Source organism: Streptomyces sp. NPDC090119 (genome assembly GCF_044747085.1).
GTDB lineage: Bacteria > Actinomycetota > Actinomycetes > Streptomycetales > Streptomycetaceae > Streptomyces.
This window is the reverse complement of record NZ_JBIVDK010000009.1, coordinates 12,538-27,225: the sequence shown is the minus strand read 5'-3', so window position 1 is coordinate 27,225 and position 14,688 is coordinate 12,538. Positions and strand designations below refer to the sequence as shown.

Here is a 14,688-nt window from a genome sequence, read left to right as displayed (position 1 = left end):
CACGAGGGAGAGACGCATCATGAGCTACGCAGGAGACCGCACCGCGGTCAATTACGACACCGTCACCCAGGCCGCCAGTGACGTCCGCAGCACGGCCAAGAACCTGTCCGAGCAGCTGGAGACCCTCATGCGCCGGGTCAAGGCCGTCGCCGAGACCTGGGAGGGCGAGGCGAAGACCGCCTACGCCGACATCCAGCGCGACAGCAACGAGCAGATGGAGCAGATGACCCAGAAGCTCGCCCGCATCGCCCGCCTCCTCGACGACTCCGTCACCGGCTACCAGGACACCGACCAGGGCAACGCGGCCCGGTTCCGGATGCTGATGGGCTGAGCCCGACCAGGACTGCCAGAGGGGCGCCACGCTTCATGCGTGGCGCCCCTTCGGCTTTCACTCGAAAGGAGGCGGGCTCAGTGCCGCCCGCTTCCTCAACTCCACTTGATGGGGCCAGTGGGCAGACGCTCCGCATCTTCACAGTGCGCCCCCGACTGCGCATGAACGGCAAGTGCCCGAGCCACCTGAGCGGCATCGGACCGGTTGGCGTCCGCGTCGCCTTCTCTGTCGAGCTTCGTGACTTCCACACTCAGATTGGGCTCGACGAACAGCTTCGAACCAACGGGCTTGCACGGTACGTAGATGGCGGCAGAGAAGGACGAGGCCACGCCGTGTCCTGTCTTACCGAGCGCGAACGACTTGTAGTCGTTCTTGCTCCCGATGTCGCCGTTCCTCTCCAGATTGGTCTTCCAGTCGCTGACAGAACCGCTCTTCACCAGATCGGCAGTCAGCAGAATCCTGCCGCCTCCATCGACCTGAACGGTGCACCCGTAGTGGTAGGTGTCAGTGCTCTGTCCCTTTTCGGTCACGGTGGAGCCGACATCTCCACCGGAACCGACAAGGCGACTGAAAGCGTCTGAGACGCTGTCGCTCGTACTGATATCCGGACAGGTGCTGTCTGCTGAGACCCGCTTCTCGGTTCCGTCGGGAGCCAGAAGATAGCCTGCGGTGCCACCGATCACCAGAGCCAGGGCTGCTGAGGCGGCCAGATGAGTTGTCGTGAATTGTCTGGGCATGAAAACGGTCCTGCCTCTAGATGGTGCTACTGGCCGCTGCTCTGCACTTCGCCCTTGAGGTACTTCTGTACGTTGTTCTGCCCCGCGCGGAAACCATCATCGACCGCAGAGTCGGAGATCTCCTTGTACAGGCGGAAACTGGGATCGTGCCGTAGAGCCGTGGCTGCGAGAGAATCCCTCGTGGTCTGGGCGGTGTCTTCTTTGAGCACTTCCCAGTGGTGACCATCGCGGTAGATCTGACCCTCGAGTCTGTCCCGGTTGGCGCCCTGCACGATACCGTTGATGATCTCGCCGCTGGCGGTGCCGGTCAGACCACTCGCAATGGCTCCCCCCGGCCCGCTGAAGGCGGACGCACCCAGGCCGATGCCAATCCCGGCCAGGCTTCCTGCCCAGGTTCCCGCTTTTCCGAGAGCCTTGTTGTAATCACCGTCATTCTCGACCAGTTTGTGTTCCAGGGCGTAATCACGGCCGGAACCGATGATGCCTTCAATTTCTCCGGCATCTGTGCTGATCGACGTGATGGTCTGCGTGAGTGCCTCGTGGCGGTCCGGCGAGAGAGTGTTCACGTAAACATCTGGGTGTTTCATGTGGTATTCGAGAATGCTCGCCGTGTACTGATGTTGCCCGAGGTTCACGGCTGCGTAGCCATCAGGGTCCTGACCGACGGTGTGCAGGAATCGCGTCACATCGAACTCTTGGAGATGGGCGTCCGACCCCTTGTGCGGGAACAGCGCATCGATGTCGCCCTTGTGCGGATCGATGGCACGGTGGATGTCCGGCATGTACTCGGCTGAGATCTGCCCGAGGCTCTCCGCCATGCCGTCACGTGCCAGATCCGGATGCTTGGACACGTTGGTGACCAGGCGTTTCATGATGTCGGCCTGCTCCGCGGAGTGAACCGAGGTGGCAGCGGACGGGCCGACTTCGTAGCTGTGGCCGGTCGTGGCCGATTCCAGGGCGTGCCCCAGGGAGACAAAACCAGGCAATTGCTGCTTCTGATCCGGGCTCGGAACGAAACTCGCGCTGTCCTGAGGCCAGATCCTGGGTTCTGGGCCCTTCTTGGTCTCCACACCGGTCAGGTAGTTGAAGTGCTCCTTGTCGTGGAGGAACTCGGTGGAGGCGTGCGGGTTGTGGCCCAGGGCCTCGAGGAACCCTGTCATGGGGTCCTTACCGCTGTCGTTCTTACCCGCTCCGAAGTTCAGTGCGTCGTAGTACTGGCCGCCGTGCGACCACAACTGCGGGGCGTTGGTGTTCTTCTCGTAGTCGATCAGTTTGTCGCCATAGTCGTTCAGGAACTTCTGGTCGAACTCCCCATGGCGCATGAGGCTGCTCGTGAGCTGGAAGCCGAACGGCCCGGTCGTGTCCTTCGTCCGGTCGGTGATGAACTGCTGATCACCGAGCTCGATCACGTCCTTCTTCCACTTCCGCATCCCCGCACTGTCCGTGTGGGTGGCCTCGGCCAGAGTGAGACCGAGGTTCTTCTGTAGATCCTTGAGCGTGGCGAGTTCCTTCTTCGGCATGTTGCCCTGGTGCGAGTCGACGATCGCGGCCCAGTAGCTCATGGTGCCCTTGCCACCCATGCCGGTCGCCACCTTCTCGGCGAACAGCTTCTCCCCGGTGTGCTCCCTGAGCAGCTGGTTCGCGTGGGCGAGTTCACTGGGCGAGGCGTGGGCGCCCTTCCTGGAGAGGGCGACGAACTCCTGCGCGTCCTGGACCGCCTTCGCGTCCTTCAAGGAGTGGTAGTCGGTACCGGAGAAGTTGTTCTCATCCTTGCCGACCAGCGCGCCCAACGCGCGGGAAGCGACTTCGTCCGACTCGGTGGCCTTGTCGAGGGCGGCCTTGATGTCGGCTCGTACCTTGTCGAAGTCGGCTTCCTTCGGATCGGGGCCGTCGTAATCCTTCCCGCGGCGGTCGGGGCCGACCAGATAGCTCACAGACCCGTCGGTGCCGATTCGGATTCCCTTGCCGGGAGCGGCGTCGACGATCTCCCCGAGCCGCTTCTTCGACGCCTTGAAGTCGGCCAGCGCGTCCCGAAGGATGTTCCGGATGCTCTCCGCTTCCTTCGCGGCGTCGCCGAACTCCTTGGCGGTCTTCTTGATGAAGGGGCGGGTGACGCCTGCGTTCTGGCCCTTCCAGTCCGCCTTCTCCGCCTTGCGCTGCATGCCGTTCTCGGCCTTCTCCTGCAGCGTCCGCAGTTTCTTGACGGTCTCCGTCCAGTCGTTCACGGATTCCTGCAGGCCGCCCAGGCGGGCATGGAGGAGATCGTCGAACGCGACCATGCTCAGTTCCTTACTTGAAGTGCTTGTCGATTGCCTCGACGGAAAGGTTGGTCACGAGGGTCTCTTCGTGGTTCTTGTGCGTCCACACCGTGTCCTCGAGGTGGTTGTGGATATGCGCACAGGCGCTGAGCAGCGCCTCGGCCTGCGAACACCAGGTGGACCACGCCGAGGACAGCGCGAGGCCGGTCTTGAAGCCGTCGTCGATCAGTTGGTCCGAGGCGGTGCCGGTCGTCGCACCGGCATGGAACGCGTCGGTCTCGAGGTGGTGGTACAACTCCTGCGCGTCGTTCCCGACCGCCTTCAGGTCCGGGGAGGTGACGGTGTAGTCGGAGGCGCCACCGGTGGTGATGCCGGGGTCCACATGATTGAGCTGCATACTGCTCTGCTGCCGGGCCGCGGCAGTACTGCGCGCCTGACCCCACATCGCGTCGAATGACATGGCTGGGCCTTCTAGTTCTTCTTGAGCGGCAGGTACTTCATTTTCGCGGGATCGGGGAACTTGATGTCGTTCTCGCACTTGAGGAGCTTCGCTACCTTGAGCGAGGAGCGGAACAGAGGTCGGAAACGCACTTCGAAGTCCATGTAGACGTCACTGTAAAGAGTTCCAGTGACAGAAAGCGGGCGCATCCGGTCCTTCGTTTTGCACTGAAAGTAGACGCTGACAGTGTTAGGTTCGGCACCGGCCTGCATGCCGTTGTCCAGCTTGGATGCCCTGTACCCGCCGTAGCTTTGCGTCTCGTTCGGAGAAAACAAGGGGCCTAGCCCTGGAATGAACTTGATGGAAAGTGCCCCGGCGTCGGATTTGGACGAATCCTTGTCGTCGATGATGCAGGCATAAGCCGCATGATCCTCGTCCAGCATGGTTTTTACGGCAGAGGCGTGGGATCTTGCCCCGTCCGCCACGTGAAGATCGTCAAAATTTTCACCTTTTCGCGCTTCGGTGATCGTTTTGGTGTCGAAGACCCCTTCGCACGCACTCTTCAGCGCCGCCTCGCCGTGAGGTTTCGTTCCACCGCAGCCAGCGCACACCAATACGGCCAAGGCCGCCCCAAGCGTGAGCGAAATATGCCGACTCAACTGCTGCCTCCGTGCGTACGCTTCTGGACATTCGCCCCGCGGTCGTATGCGTTGAGCACGTCTTCAGTCATGTCTTTTCCGTCGTGCTCTCGCATGTAGAGCAACGCGGGTTGCGTCGCCCGGAGCGTGCCAAGGTCGCTGAATCGCTGGGACGTCATTCTGTTCTTGTCGGACAGATCCGCTTCTTGTTCCTTAACTTCTCTGCCGATCTCGATGCCCCACTGGGTCTGTGCGGCACCGGTCGCACCTTGCACCAGTGTGGGCACCACGAACGCCGCGGCCGCTGACACGGCGGGCCCTCCTACGGGGAGCAGGACAACGGCAGTCGCGACGCCTACGCCCTGGCTGATGCCGAACTTCTTCCACTCCGCTGATTCGGCGAGCTTGTCATTGATCTTTTCGGTCGCGTCCTTGTATTCCTTGTCGACAGCCGAGATGCGCGCCTGGTCCAGGATGCCGTGGACGTAACCGCCGTTCATGACGACCTTTTGGGCTTCTTCCGGCGCGTCCCGGTAAGCCTCCAGACCGCCCAATGTGAAGGCATGCTGAGCGGACGAGAGGATTTTGTAGCCGTCTTCTTCTTGAGCGACGTTGTACATGAAGTTGCTCGCGGTCGTGCTGCGGAGATCGAGATGACCGACACCGTCATGGTGGAACAGGTGATCGCGACCGAGGGCGGCTCCGCGTCCGCCCTCGTCGATTGCGGACCAGTTGAGGTCGTCCATGTAGCCTGCCCCCATTCGGGCCAAGCTGTCGCTGAGTCCAGGCTTGTGCTCGAGCAGGTCGCTCGTCTCGCCGACCGTGTGTGCGACCTGCTCCATGATGTTCGCCGCTCTGTCGTTCCGGTGCAGACTGCCATCCGGTGCGTCGTAGGGCGTTCCCAGGGTCGCGGCTTCCAGCGCGTGTCCGAGCTCGTCGTAACCGTAACCCGCCTGATCTTTGGCGAAAGGGTTTCCGTTGACCCATTCGCGCTTGTCGAGCAGGTATTCCAGGTCGGGATCGACCTTCGTCTTGGCGTCCCAGTCCTTCGAGTAGAAAAGATCCCTCGCGGCTTCCGGATTATGCCCCAGCGCCTCCATGTACCCCGCCATCGGATCGACCCCCTGATCATTCTTGGAGTCGAAATTCAGGTAAGGAGACGGATCCCCCTCGGCCCGCCACAGCTCGTTCGGCTTGTCGTCCTTGTGGGACTTCTCGAAGCCGATGAGCTTCTGGCCGTAGTCGTTGAGGAACTCGCGGTCGTAGGTGCCGTAGCGCATCAGGCTGCTCATGACCTGGAACCCGAAGGGACCCTTCTGGGTCGTGCCCCTCGCCATGTCCAGGTAGTCGATCTGTTTGCCGCCCTGGGCGAGGACGTCACGCTTCCAGTGGTCCATGCCGGGGCTGTCGACGTGCGAGGCGGTGGCCAGCGTGAAGCTCAGGGACTTCTGGATGTCGGCGGACGCCTTGGTCTGGGCGTCCCCCGTCTGGACCCGGTCCGCGATCCGCGTCCAGAGTTCGAGCGTGCCCTTGCCGCCCAGGTGCGTGGCGAACTTCTCCGCGAAGTACGGGTCGCCCTCGTGCTTGCTGAGAAGGGAGTTGATACGTCGGAGCTCGGCCGGGTCGAGGGAATCCAGAGCCGAGGCCTGCCCCAGCTTGCTGTCCCTGCCGGTCAGCTTCTCCAGTTCCTTGAGATCCCGGTCCGCCTGCGCACGGCCCTTCTTGGCCGCGTCGATACTGCTGGACGTGTTCGGGTTGAAGCCCTTGGAGCGGCCGTTCTGGTCCTGGGTCAAGGCCCAGTGCAACGCCTCGTCGGCCTCGTTGGCGGTGTCGAGCGCCGAACGGATGCCGCTGCGATACGCCTGAATCGATTCCTGGTACCCCTTGTTCAGGGCCGCGAGGTGCTCGTTCGGCGTGTCCTTGGGAGGGTCGAAGTACACCTCGCCGGACGGCTTGATCGAGAGGTACTTGTCGCTCTCGATGTCATGCGTCAGGTTCTTGAGCTTCTTCTGCGCGGCGGCGAAGATCTCGTGGGCGTCGTCCAGCAGCTTGTAGACGTCCTGCGCCTCGTCGGCCGCGGCCGTTATCTGCTTGCCGACGTACTGCACCTTGCCGAGTGCGGCCGTGGCGCCCTCGCCCTTCCAGTCCGAGCCCTCCAGGTCCTTCTCCACCGTGTTGGCGTACTGGGTGTGGACCTTCTTGAAGCCCTCGGGCAGTTTGCGCCACTTGTTCACCGCCTCCGACAGTTCGGTGAAGTCGGCGTGGAGCAGCGTCTGGTAGTCCAACATGTCGTCCCCGTTCGGTCCCGCTACTTGAGTCGTTCGCTGCTGTGGCGGGCCTTCTCCTGCTGCTCGCGGGCCGCGTACTCGTTGGCGCTGGTGCGCAGTGCGCCTGCGACGTCGTTCTTGAGCAGGCTCTCCACGTAGTCGACCTGGCCGCGCCACCTAGTCATGAACGTGGTGAACGCGGGGCCGGACTTGAAGCCCTTGAGGCTGCCGGCCACCTGACCGGTCTCCTTGCTCGCCGCGTCGTCCGTCTTCACGAAGTCGGTGCGCGCGGTGTCGGCCTTCGTCGCCCGGTGGCGGAGGAAGCCCGCGTCCGCGACGAGCTTCTTGCCGGACGCGTCCCCGCCCGGGTCGGCGGGGACCTGGTTCAACCGCATGCTGCTGTGCTGTCGGGTGGCCGCGGTGGTCCGGGCCTGTCCCCACATCTCATCGAACGACATCTGCGTCTTCTCTTTCCGCGGACGAGACGAGCGAGTGAGCCGACCCGACTCGCTCGCTCACGGGTGCTGCTCCGAGTCCACCGACGGGTGGTGCGGGCCCTGGGCGGGGACGTACGGGGGATGGGCGGGAGGGGGTGGGGCCGCTGCCGTGCGGCGGCGGGAGCGGCGTACCGCGAGGATGCCCGCCGCGCCGATCAGCAGCCCGGCTGCCACCCCTCCGCCGACCCAGCGAAGGGTTCCGCCACCGTCGTCCGGCTTCGGCGCCGCCTTCTCGTGCTTCGCGGGTGCGGTGGGCTTCGGCGCCTTGGGGGAGGGCGACTTGGCTGCCGCCGCGGCCAGGTCGGGGAGCGGGTACACGTCCGCGGGGCCGGGGTTCACGGTCTGCGTGAACGCGCGGCGGGGGCGGACGACGCCGTAGCCGAGAGAGTCGTTCCTGTTCGCGCCGTCCGTGGACTTGCCCAGCGTGTCCAACATGACCCGCAGGACCTGGTTGTTGGTCCAGTCGGGATGCGCGGACCATATGAGTGCGGCGGAGGCCGAGGCGATCGCACTGGCGTGGCTGGTGCCACTCGCGACGCAGACACCGGCCCCTCCCTTACAGGGGTAGACCATCTCAACCCCCGGAGCGGTTACGTCCACTTCAGGGCCCTGCTCCGAGAAGTCCGCCACCTCGGCGTGCTTGTCGATAGCGCCCACGGCGACCACACCTGGCGTCGCGCTCGGGTACTGGACGGGATTGCCCTTGTCTCCGTCATTACCGGCGGATGCGAAGAGCAGCTTTCCCTTGGACAGCGCATACCGGACAGCGGCTCTAAGCTCTGGGGTGTCCACGTCATGCAGACCAGGCTGGTTCGCCCTGCCTATGGACATGTTGATGATCTGAGCCTTGGAGTCGGCGGCGTAACGGATCGCCTGCGTCAGAGTTTCGCTGTACTCCACACCTGCGTCGAAGCGGTCAGCCACCTCCTCGGCATACAGCATGCGGATGGGAAGGATCTTCGCCCCGGGAGCCAGGCCGCGACCACCGTTCGTGGAGCCGCTGGCACCGCTGCCCGCGATCAGCAGGGCCATGGAGGTTCCGTGGCCTGCGGAGTCGGTGTGTTCATCGCCGCGATTGCCGGAGAAGTCCTCTCCATCCAGGACCTGCCCCTTGAGGTCGGGCATGGAGGGGTCGACACCCGAGTCGATGACGGCCACCGTGATGCCACGGCCTGTGCTCGTCTTCCAGATCTCGGGCGCGTGCATGGCGTTGAGGAACCACTGCTGCGGAATGGGGGCTGCCTGAGCGGGAGGGGCCGAAAATCCCGCCAGAAGCAGGCCGAGTGTGGCCGACGACACTGACAGGGGCCGCAGGCGCTGCTTGCCTCTGGTACGCATATGCCTTCCTGGGTTGAAGCGCGGGCTTAGTCGACCACAGGGGGAAGCGACCGGCGTCGCTCCACGGTCCAGGTCTCCTCGTCTTCCACGAGGTAGTCCGGGCGCTGGTCCTGCTGGTCCTGCTGGTCCTGTGCCTTGCGAGAGCCGGCGGCGCCGGTGGCTCCCGTACGGCCGGCCTGCGCGCCATGCGCCTCGCCGGTGGCCGAGGGGCGGACGAGGCCGGAGCCCCCCGTGGTGAAGGGGCGACCGCCCGCGCGCATCGGTTGTCCGGCGCGTGCGCCGCCGACGACTCCGCCCGTTTCCGAGGCGAGACGACGGCCGGAGCCGAGACCGCCTCCGAGGCGGCCACCCTCACCTGCCGCGGCGCCGGGAGACATGGTGCGGCCCAAGGGGGTGCGGTTCTGCCCGTTCTCGTTTCCGATGACGGTTCCGCGGGGGATGCCGTTCGGCGGTCGGCCAGAAGCACTGACTTGCCGACCTCCGACGATTCCCGTCTCCCGTGGCACACGTGGCATGCCTTCGAGCGGCTTGATCGGCCCGGAGACCTGCGGAAGTCTGTTGATGCCGGGAAGACCTGTCGGCAGCGGAGATCCTAGGGCCTTGCCGCCACTGGCGAACGTCGGAGGCAGCCCTACCGGCAGGCCGAACTGAGCCGCTTCACGCGGGGGTACGACCGGCACCGCGGGAGGTGTTGCGACCGGCGAGGACGGGACGCGCGGAAGCGTGTCCGCGCTGTCGATGCCCAGGGACACCGGCTCGGTTGTGGCAGGTGCATGGACCGTCGGCCGGGAGGGGGTAGCGATGACGCCGGATTCGTCCGAGAAGCGGTGCGGCACGGCGGCCCGGGTGCCGGTGCCGGATCCGGCTGAATGAACCGACGTGCCCGAGTAGGTGCTCCCGGCTGCTCGAGTCGCCCCGGCTCCGGATGGCGGCAGGTACTTGACCTCCCATTCCCACCAGGTGGCGTCGCCCGTCCGCCCCGCCGCAGGCGCGAACGTAGGTGGCGTGATGCCGTTTATCTGTGTGGCCGAATGCTCGTACGTGTCCGCCAGCTTCCGCATCTGCTGGATGGCGTCCTGGCGGGTCGCGTCGATGTGGAACTGGGCGGCGGTCGCGTCGGAATGGGCTGTCGCGGCTGCCTTGCGGGCGTCGGGGTCGTTCCGGGCGCCCGGCTGCTTCGCCGCGTCGATCGTCTTGTGGGCGTCGGCCAGTACGGCCTTCGCGTTTGCCGTCTCCGACGTGTCCGGCATGGCCTTCTTCGCGTCGGCGATGGCGGCGGAGACCCTGCTCATCCACTCGGACGCCTCGCCCGCGTAGGTGCTCAGCCGGAGGGTGGCGCTCGCGGTGTGGCCGCCCCAGTCGCGGAAGGAATCACCGGCCTTGCCCTGCCACTCCAGGTTCTTGACGTGCTTCATCAAGTCCTCGCCGATCTTATGGATCGTCTCGGCGGCGTTGGACAGCTTCGACGCGATATGGGCCGCGGACTCCCGGTTGGCGGAGTCCAGCATGGCCGCAAGCTGCTCGTGCGTCATGGACTCGAAGTCCGTACGGCTGAGCTTCGGCTCGGGCTGTTTCGGCTGCTCACTCATCAAAGGGCTCCCTTGGCCTTCGGCGCGTCGGGATTCCGCTTGTGCCGCGCGTACGGGTCCCGCTCCGCGTCGTAGTACTTCTCCGCCTCCGCGTTCACCGCCCGCATCCGCGCCTTGATGTCCTCGTCGAGGTTCGCGTACCCCACGCGGGAGGCGTGGACCGCGAGGCTCATGCTCTCGATCTGGGCGCTGAGGGCCTTGGAGAGGTTCTCCAACTCGTCGTGCACGATGGTGTACGAGTCGTGGAGGAACTGCGCCTCCTTGAAGGCGGACGTCCCGAGCCGCGCCCGCGGCAGGCGGTCCTCGCCGACCTTGTCCGGTGCCGCCTCCGACTTGTCGAGCTCGACGAGCAGCGCGTCGACCCGCTTCTTGAAGCTCTTCATGGCGTTGTGCTGGATGTCCAGCGCCAGGTTCGGATTGACCCCCGCCAGGGTGTCGAAGCTCGTCCCCGTGTCGGGCACCTGCCGGCCACCCGTACCGTCGCCGCCCGAACCCGCGGCCACGCCGCCCCCGTCCGAACTCACCTCAGCCGCCTCCCCGTTCTCCCCGTGTCATCCCCGTTCCTTCGCTCGTTCGAACGTGGGAACGGGTGTGGTTCTCCATCGGTCACTCTAATGCCGTTGCGGAAGCAACCCCAGCTGAATAAGGGACGTTCCGCGCTTGCGGGAAACGAACACGCCACGGCCCGGCGGCATGGGACGCGCCCGTACCGTGCCGAGGATGTCGCCCTCGCTGGGGTCGCCCGAAAGGACGATGCCCTGTGCACCCAGCTCCTTCACCCGCTGCATGAAGGACTCGTACATGGCACGCGAGGCACCGGCCTGGCTGCGGGCGATGATGAACTTCACGCCGACGTCCCGCGCGAACGGCAGGTGCTCGACCAACTGGGCAAGCGGATTGCCGGAGTTGGTCGCCACCAGCTCGTAGTCGTCGATGATGACGAAGAGTTGAGGGCCGCTCCACCAGCTGCGGTCACGCAACTGCTGCGGGGTGATGTCCGGCTTCGGCGCCCGCATCTCCATGAACTGCCGGATCGCGTCCATGTGGACCTGCATGGCCGAGGCCATCGGCGCGTACTCGAGGAGGTGCTCCTCCGGGACCGCCTCCAGCATGGTGCGCCGGTAGTCACCGACGACGATGCGGGCCTCGGCCGGGGTGTACCGCTCCGCGATCTGCTTGGCGATCAGCCGCAGCAGGTTGGTCTTGCCGGACTCGCTCTCACCGAAGACCAGGAAGAACGGGTCGGTGTCCAGGTCGACGAAGACCGGCTCCAGGTTGGCCTCGTCGATGCCGATCGCGATGCCCGCCTGCGGGAACTCGAAGCCCTTGGGCAGCTGGTCGGCCGGCAGCTTGCGCGGCAGCAGACGCACCGTGGGAGCGGCGGGCCCCTGCCAGTCCGCCTTGACCCGCTGGACCAGCGCGGCCGTCGCCTCGGACAGGTCGCCCGCCGACGAGGAGCCGTCGATACGCGGCAGCGCGGTCATGAAGTGCAGCTTCTCCGAGACCTGGCCGCGGCCCGGCACGCCCGCCGGGACGTTCACCGCGACCTTGCGGTCGAACTCGGAGTCCATCGGGTCACCGAGCCGCAGCTCGAGCCGGCTCAGGATCTGGTCCTTGAGGGCCGCGCGGACCTCCATGTAGCGCGAGGCGGAGACGACGACATGGACGCCGTAGCCGAGACCCCGGCCCGCGATGTCGTTGACGACACCCTCCAGGCCCTCGTACTCCGTCTTGAAATTGCCCCAGCCGTCGATGACCAGGAACACGTCCCCCCACGCCTCGCCCGGCAGCTCGCCCGCGGCGCGGCGCCTGCGGTACGTGGCGACGGAGTCGATGCCGTTGGTGCGGAAGAACTGCTCACGCCGGTTGAGGATGCCCGCGACCTCCGCGACCGTACGCCGCACCCGCTCCGGGTCCAGCCGGGACGCCACCCCGCCCACGTGCGGGAGGTCCGCCAGCGAGACCAGGCCCCCGCCGCCGAAGTCCAGGCAGTAGAACTGCGTCTCCAGCGGGGTGTGGGTCAGGGCGAACGACGTGACCAGCGAGCGCAGCAGCGTCGACTTGCCCGACTGCGGGCCGCCCACGACCATCATGTGCCCGGCCGCGCCGGAGAAGTCCCGGTACAGCACCTCGCGCTTCTGCTCGAAGGGCTTGTCGATCAGGCCCAGCGGCACGGTCAGCGCGCCCGCGCGCGGGTACTCCGGCGCGTGCAGACCCCGCTCGGGCGACACCGACAGCGCGGGCAGCAGCTGGTCCAGCGCGGGCGCCTCCTCCAGCGGGGGCAGCCACACCTGGTGCGCGGGCACGCCCTGGCCGTCCAGCCGCTGCACGACCACGTCCAGCACCGTGTCCGCCAGCGCGTCGTCCTCCGCGCGGGCGGCCCGCTTCCGCTCCTCGGCCGGATCGGGCGCCGCGTACGCCATCGGCACCGGCAGCGCCGTGAACCGCGCCGGACGGCGCTCGACGGGCGCGCTGCCCTGCGTGACCTCGGCCCCGCCCGCGCGGTACGTGCCCGAGACGTACGCCGCCTTGAAGCGCACCATTTCGTCCGTGCCGAACTTCAGATAACCGGAGCCGGGGACCGAAGGCAGGTGATACGCGTCCGGGACGCCCAGCGCCGCCCGCGACTCGGCCGCGGAGAACGTCCGCAGACCGACCCGGTACGACAGATACGTGTCCAGACCGCGCAGCCGCCCCTCCTCCAGCCGCTGCGAGGCGAGCAGCAGATGCACACCCAGGGAGCGGCCGATCCGGCCGATCTGGATGAACATGTCGATGAAGTCGGGCTTGGCGGTGAGGAGTTCACTGAACTCGTCGATCACCAGGACGAGCGAGGCCAGCGGCTCCAGCGGGGCACCCGCCGCACGCGCCTTCTCGTAGTCGTGGATGTTGGCGTAGTTGCCCGCCGCCCGCAGCAGCTCCTGACGGCGCTGGAGTTCACCCCGGATCGCGTCGCCCATGCGGTCGACCAGGGTGAGGTCGTCGGAGAGGTTGGTGATGACGGCCGCGACGTGCGGCATCTGGGACATGCCCGCGAAGGTCGCGCCGCCCTTGAAGTCCGCGAGGACGAAGTTCAGCGTCTCCGAGGAGTGGGTGACCGCCAGCCCCAGCACCAGGGTGCGCAGCAGCTCCGACTTGCCGGAGCCGGTCGCGCCCACGCACAGGCCGTGCGGGCCCATGCCGTCCTGCGCGGCCTCCTTCAGGTCCAGCATCACCGGCTGGCCGTCCTCGCCGACACCGATCGGCACCCGCAGCCGCTCCGACATGGAGCGCGGCCGCCAGGTGCGCCGTACGTCCACCGAGGCGGCGTCCCCGAGACCGAGCAGGTCGGTGAAGTCGAGGTTGGAGAGCAGCGGTTCGTCGTCGTCCCCGCCGCCCATCCGCAAGGGGGCGAGCTGGCGGGCCAGCGCCTCGGCGCCGGGCAGCGACAGCCCGTCGGGCGTGCCCTCGAAGGCGATGTCGCCACCGGAGTCCAGCCGCAGCCGCTCCGGACGCACCACGATGGAGAGGTCACCGCGCGGGGTGTCCAGCTCGCCCGCGACGACCTCCACGATCGTCACGCCCTGCAGGCCCTCAGCCGCCGCGAACACCGACGACGGCGGCACCATGCCGCCGTCCAGCACCACCAGGATGTGCGGCTGGTCCAGCAGCGGCTGCCCGCCCCGGCTGAACCGGGGCCGCTCCGCCAGCCGCCCGGCCAGCAACTGCTCCAGCTCACCGAGGTCGTCGCTGAACAGCCTGCGGGTGCCCGCACCGTCGAACTGGCCCGGCAACTGGCAGTGCGGCAGCCACTTCGTCCAGTCCCAGCGCTCCGCAGCGCCCCGCGAGGCCACCACGGCCACGATCAGGTCGTCGGGGGAGTGCAGGGTCGTCGCCTGCGCCACCAGGGCGCGCGCGGCGGACTGGGCGCGCTCCTGATCGCCGGAGACCGTCACGTGGTAGAAGGCGCGCAGCGACAGTGCCACCGGCAGCCCGTCCAACTGGCCGTGCACCGACAGGAAGCGCTGCATGGCACCGGCGCACAGCGGCTCCAGCTCGTCCACCGGCGCGGTCTGCGGCGCCATCAGGGGAGTGGCGAGCTGCTGCGGGCCCAGCCCGATCCGCACCTGCCCGAAGTCCTCGTCCGCCACCCGCCGTTCCCACACCCGGCTGCCCTCGGCGACCAGCGACCACAACTGCTCCGGAGCGGGGTGCAGATAGAGCTGCGCGTTCCGCTGGCGCAGGGCGGTCTTGCGCACCGTGCGCCGCGTCTGGGCCAGGTAACGGAGGTAGTCACGGCGAACGTCGGCCATTTGCCCTTGCGTACCGCGACGGTGCCGGACGATCTGCGAGACCACCATCGCGGCCGTGGACATCAGCATGACCACACCCATGATCCGCATGAACGGATGGGCGTTCGGGGATGCGAAGTAGAACACCACGGAGGAGCCCATGCCGAGGGTCGGCAGGACCTGCATCAGCATGCCCTCCTGCTGCCCGCGCGGCAGCTCGGGAGGAGCCTCCAAGTGGACCTCGTCCGCGGACACTTCGGGCGGCAGCGCACGAGGCGGGCGCTTGATGACGAGCTGGCTCACCGGAGCGTCAGTCCTCCTGC

At 66.6% G+C, this 14,688-nt stretch carries 11 protein-coding genes; 1 reads left to right on the top strand and 10 read right to left on the bottom strand.

The annotated features are described in order from the left end of the window. The first annotated feature begins 19 nt into the window (after positions 1-19). Positions 20-331, top strand: coding sequence for a WXG100 family type VII secretion target (locus ACIPPM_RS30190; protein WP_401453518.1), 312 nt, complete (start codon positions 20-22; stop codon positions 329-331). 95 nt (positions 332-426) lie between these two features. Here ACIPPM_RS30190 and ACIPPM_RS30185 read toward each other — a convergent pair whose 3' ends face one another. From ACIPPM_RS30185 to eccCa, 10 genes are all read right to left on the bottom strand, one after another. Next, complete coding sequence (locus ACIPPM_RS30185) at positions 427-1,068, bottom strand: hypothetical protein (protein WP_401453516.1); 642 nt, start codon at positions 1,066-1,068, stop codon at positions 427-429. A gap of 26 nt (positions 1,069-1,094) precedes the next feature. Continuing rightward, positions 1,095-3,347: a hypothetical protein gene (locus ACIPPM_RS30180; protein WP_401453514.1), complete on the bottom strand. Its 2,253-nt coding sequence runs from the start codon at positions 3,345-3,347 to the stop codon at positions 1,095-1,097. A gap of 10 nt (positions 3,348-3,357) precedes the next feature. Then, complete coding sequence (locus tag ACIPPM_RS30175) at positions 3,358-3,786, bottom strand: hypothetical protein (RefSeq protein ID WP_401453512.1); 429 nt, start codon at positions 3,784-3,786, stop codon at positions 3,358-3,360. An 11-nt stretch (positions 3,787-3,797) separates the two neighbouring features. Further along, positions 3,798-4,388 (bottom strand): hypothetical protein, encoded by a 591-nt coding sequence (locus tag ACIPPM_RS30170; protein WP_401453510.1) that lies wholly within the window; start codon positions 4,386-4,388, stop codon positions 3,798-3,800. 32 nt (positions 4,389-4,420) lie between these two features. Continuing rightward, a complete protein-coding gene (locus ACIPPM_RS30165; protein WP_401453508.1) occupies positions 4,421-6,691 on the bottom strand; it encodes a DUF6571 family protein in 2,271 nt (756 codons plus the stop codon). A gap of 20 nt (positions 6,692-6,711) precedes the next feature. Beyond that, the gene (locus ACIPPM_RS30160; protein WP_401453506.1) at positions 6,712-7,128 is read right to left on the bottom strand and encodes a hypothetical protein; all 417 of its coding nucleotides are present in this window, start codon (positions 7,126-7,128) and stop codon (positions 6,712-6,714) included. Between the two features lie 57 nt (positions 7,129-7,185). Continuing rightward, entirely contained in the window at positions 7,186-8,505 is a 1,320-nt protein-coding gene (gene mycP / locus ACIPPM_RS30155) for a type VII secretion-associated serine protease mycosin (RefSeq protein WP_401453504.1), read from the bottom strand. 26 nt (positions 8,506-8,531) lie between these two features. Beyond that, a complete protein-coding gene (locus tag ACIPPM_RS30150) occupies positions 8,532-10,094 on the bottom strand; it encodes a WXG100 family type VII secretion target (RefSeq protein WP_401453502.1) in 1,563 nt (520 codons plus the stop codon). Next, a complete protein-coding gene (locus ACIPPM_RS30145; protein WP_401453500.1) occupies positions 10,094-10,618 on the bottom strand; it encodes a hypothetical protein in 525 nt (174 codons plus the stop codon). Before ACIPPM_RS30145 ends, ACIPPM_RS30150 begins: the two co-directional genes overlap by 1 nt. Before the next feature lie 87 nt (positions 10,619-10,705). Next, the gene (gene eccCa, locus ACIPPM_RS30140) at positions 10,706-14,668 is read right to left on the bottom strand and encodes a type VII secretion protein EccCa (protein ID WP_401453498.1); all 3,963 of its coding nucleotides are present in this window, start codon (positions 14,666-14,668) and stop codon (positions 10,706-10,708) included. Positions 14,669-14,688: the final 20 nt, after the last annotated feature.

What these genes read in the sequence shown, in the direction of transcription:
- mycP (WP_401453504.1), bottom strand. Translation starts at nt 8,505, where the DNA reads ATGCGTACCAGAGGCAAGCAGCGCCTGCGGCCCCTGTCAGTGTCGTCG.
- ACIPPM_RS30160 (WP_401453506.1), bottom strand. Translation starts at nt 7,128, where the DNA reads ATGTCGTTCGATGAGATGTGGGGACAGGCCCGGACCACCGCGGCCACC.
- ACIPPM_RS30165 (WP_401453508.1), bottom strand. Translation starts at nt 6,691, where the DNA reads ATGTTGGACTACCAGACGCTGCTCCACGCCGACTTCACCGAACTGTCG.
- ACIPPM_RS30175 (WP_401453512.1), bottom strand. Translation starts at nt 3,786, where the DNA reads ATGTCATTCGACGCGATGTGGGGTCAGGCGCGCAGTACTGCCGCGGCC.
- ACIPPM_RS30150 (WP_401453502.1), bottom strand. Translation starts at nt 10,094, where the DNA reads ATGAGTGAGCAGCCGAAACAGCCCGAGCCGAAGCTCAGCCGTACGGAC.
- ACIPPM_RS30185 (WP_401453516.1), bottom strand. Translation starts at nt 1,068, where the DNA reads ATGCCCAGACAATTCACGACAACTCATCTGGCCGCCTCAGCAGCCCTG.
- ACIPPM_RS30190 (WP_401453518.1), top strand. Translation starts at nt 20, where the DNA reads ATGAGCTACGCAGGAGACCGCACCGCGGTCAATTACGACACCGTCACC.
- ACIPPM_RS30180 (WP_401453514.1), bottom strand. Translation starts at nt 3,347, where the DNA reads ATGGTCGCGTTCGACGATCTCCTCCATGCCCGCCTGGGCGGCCTGCAG.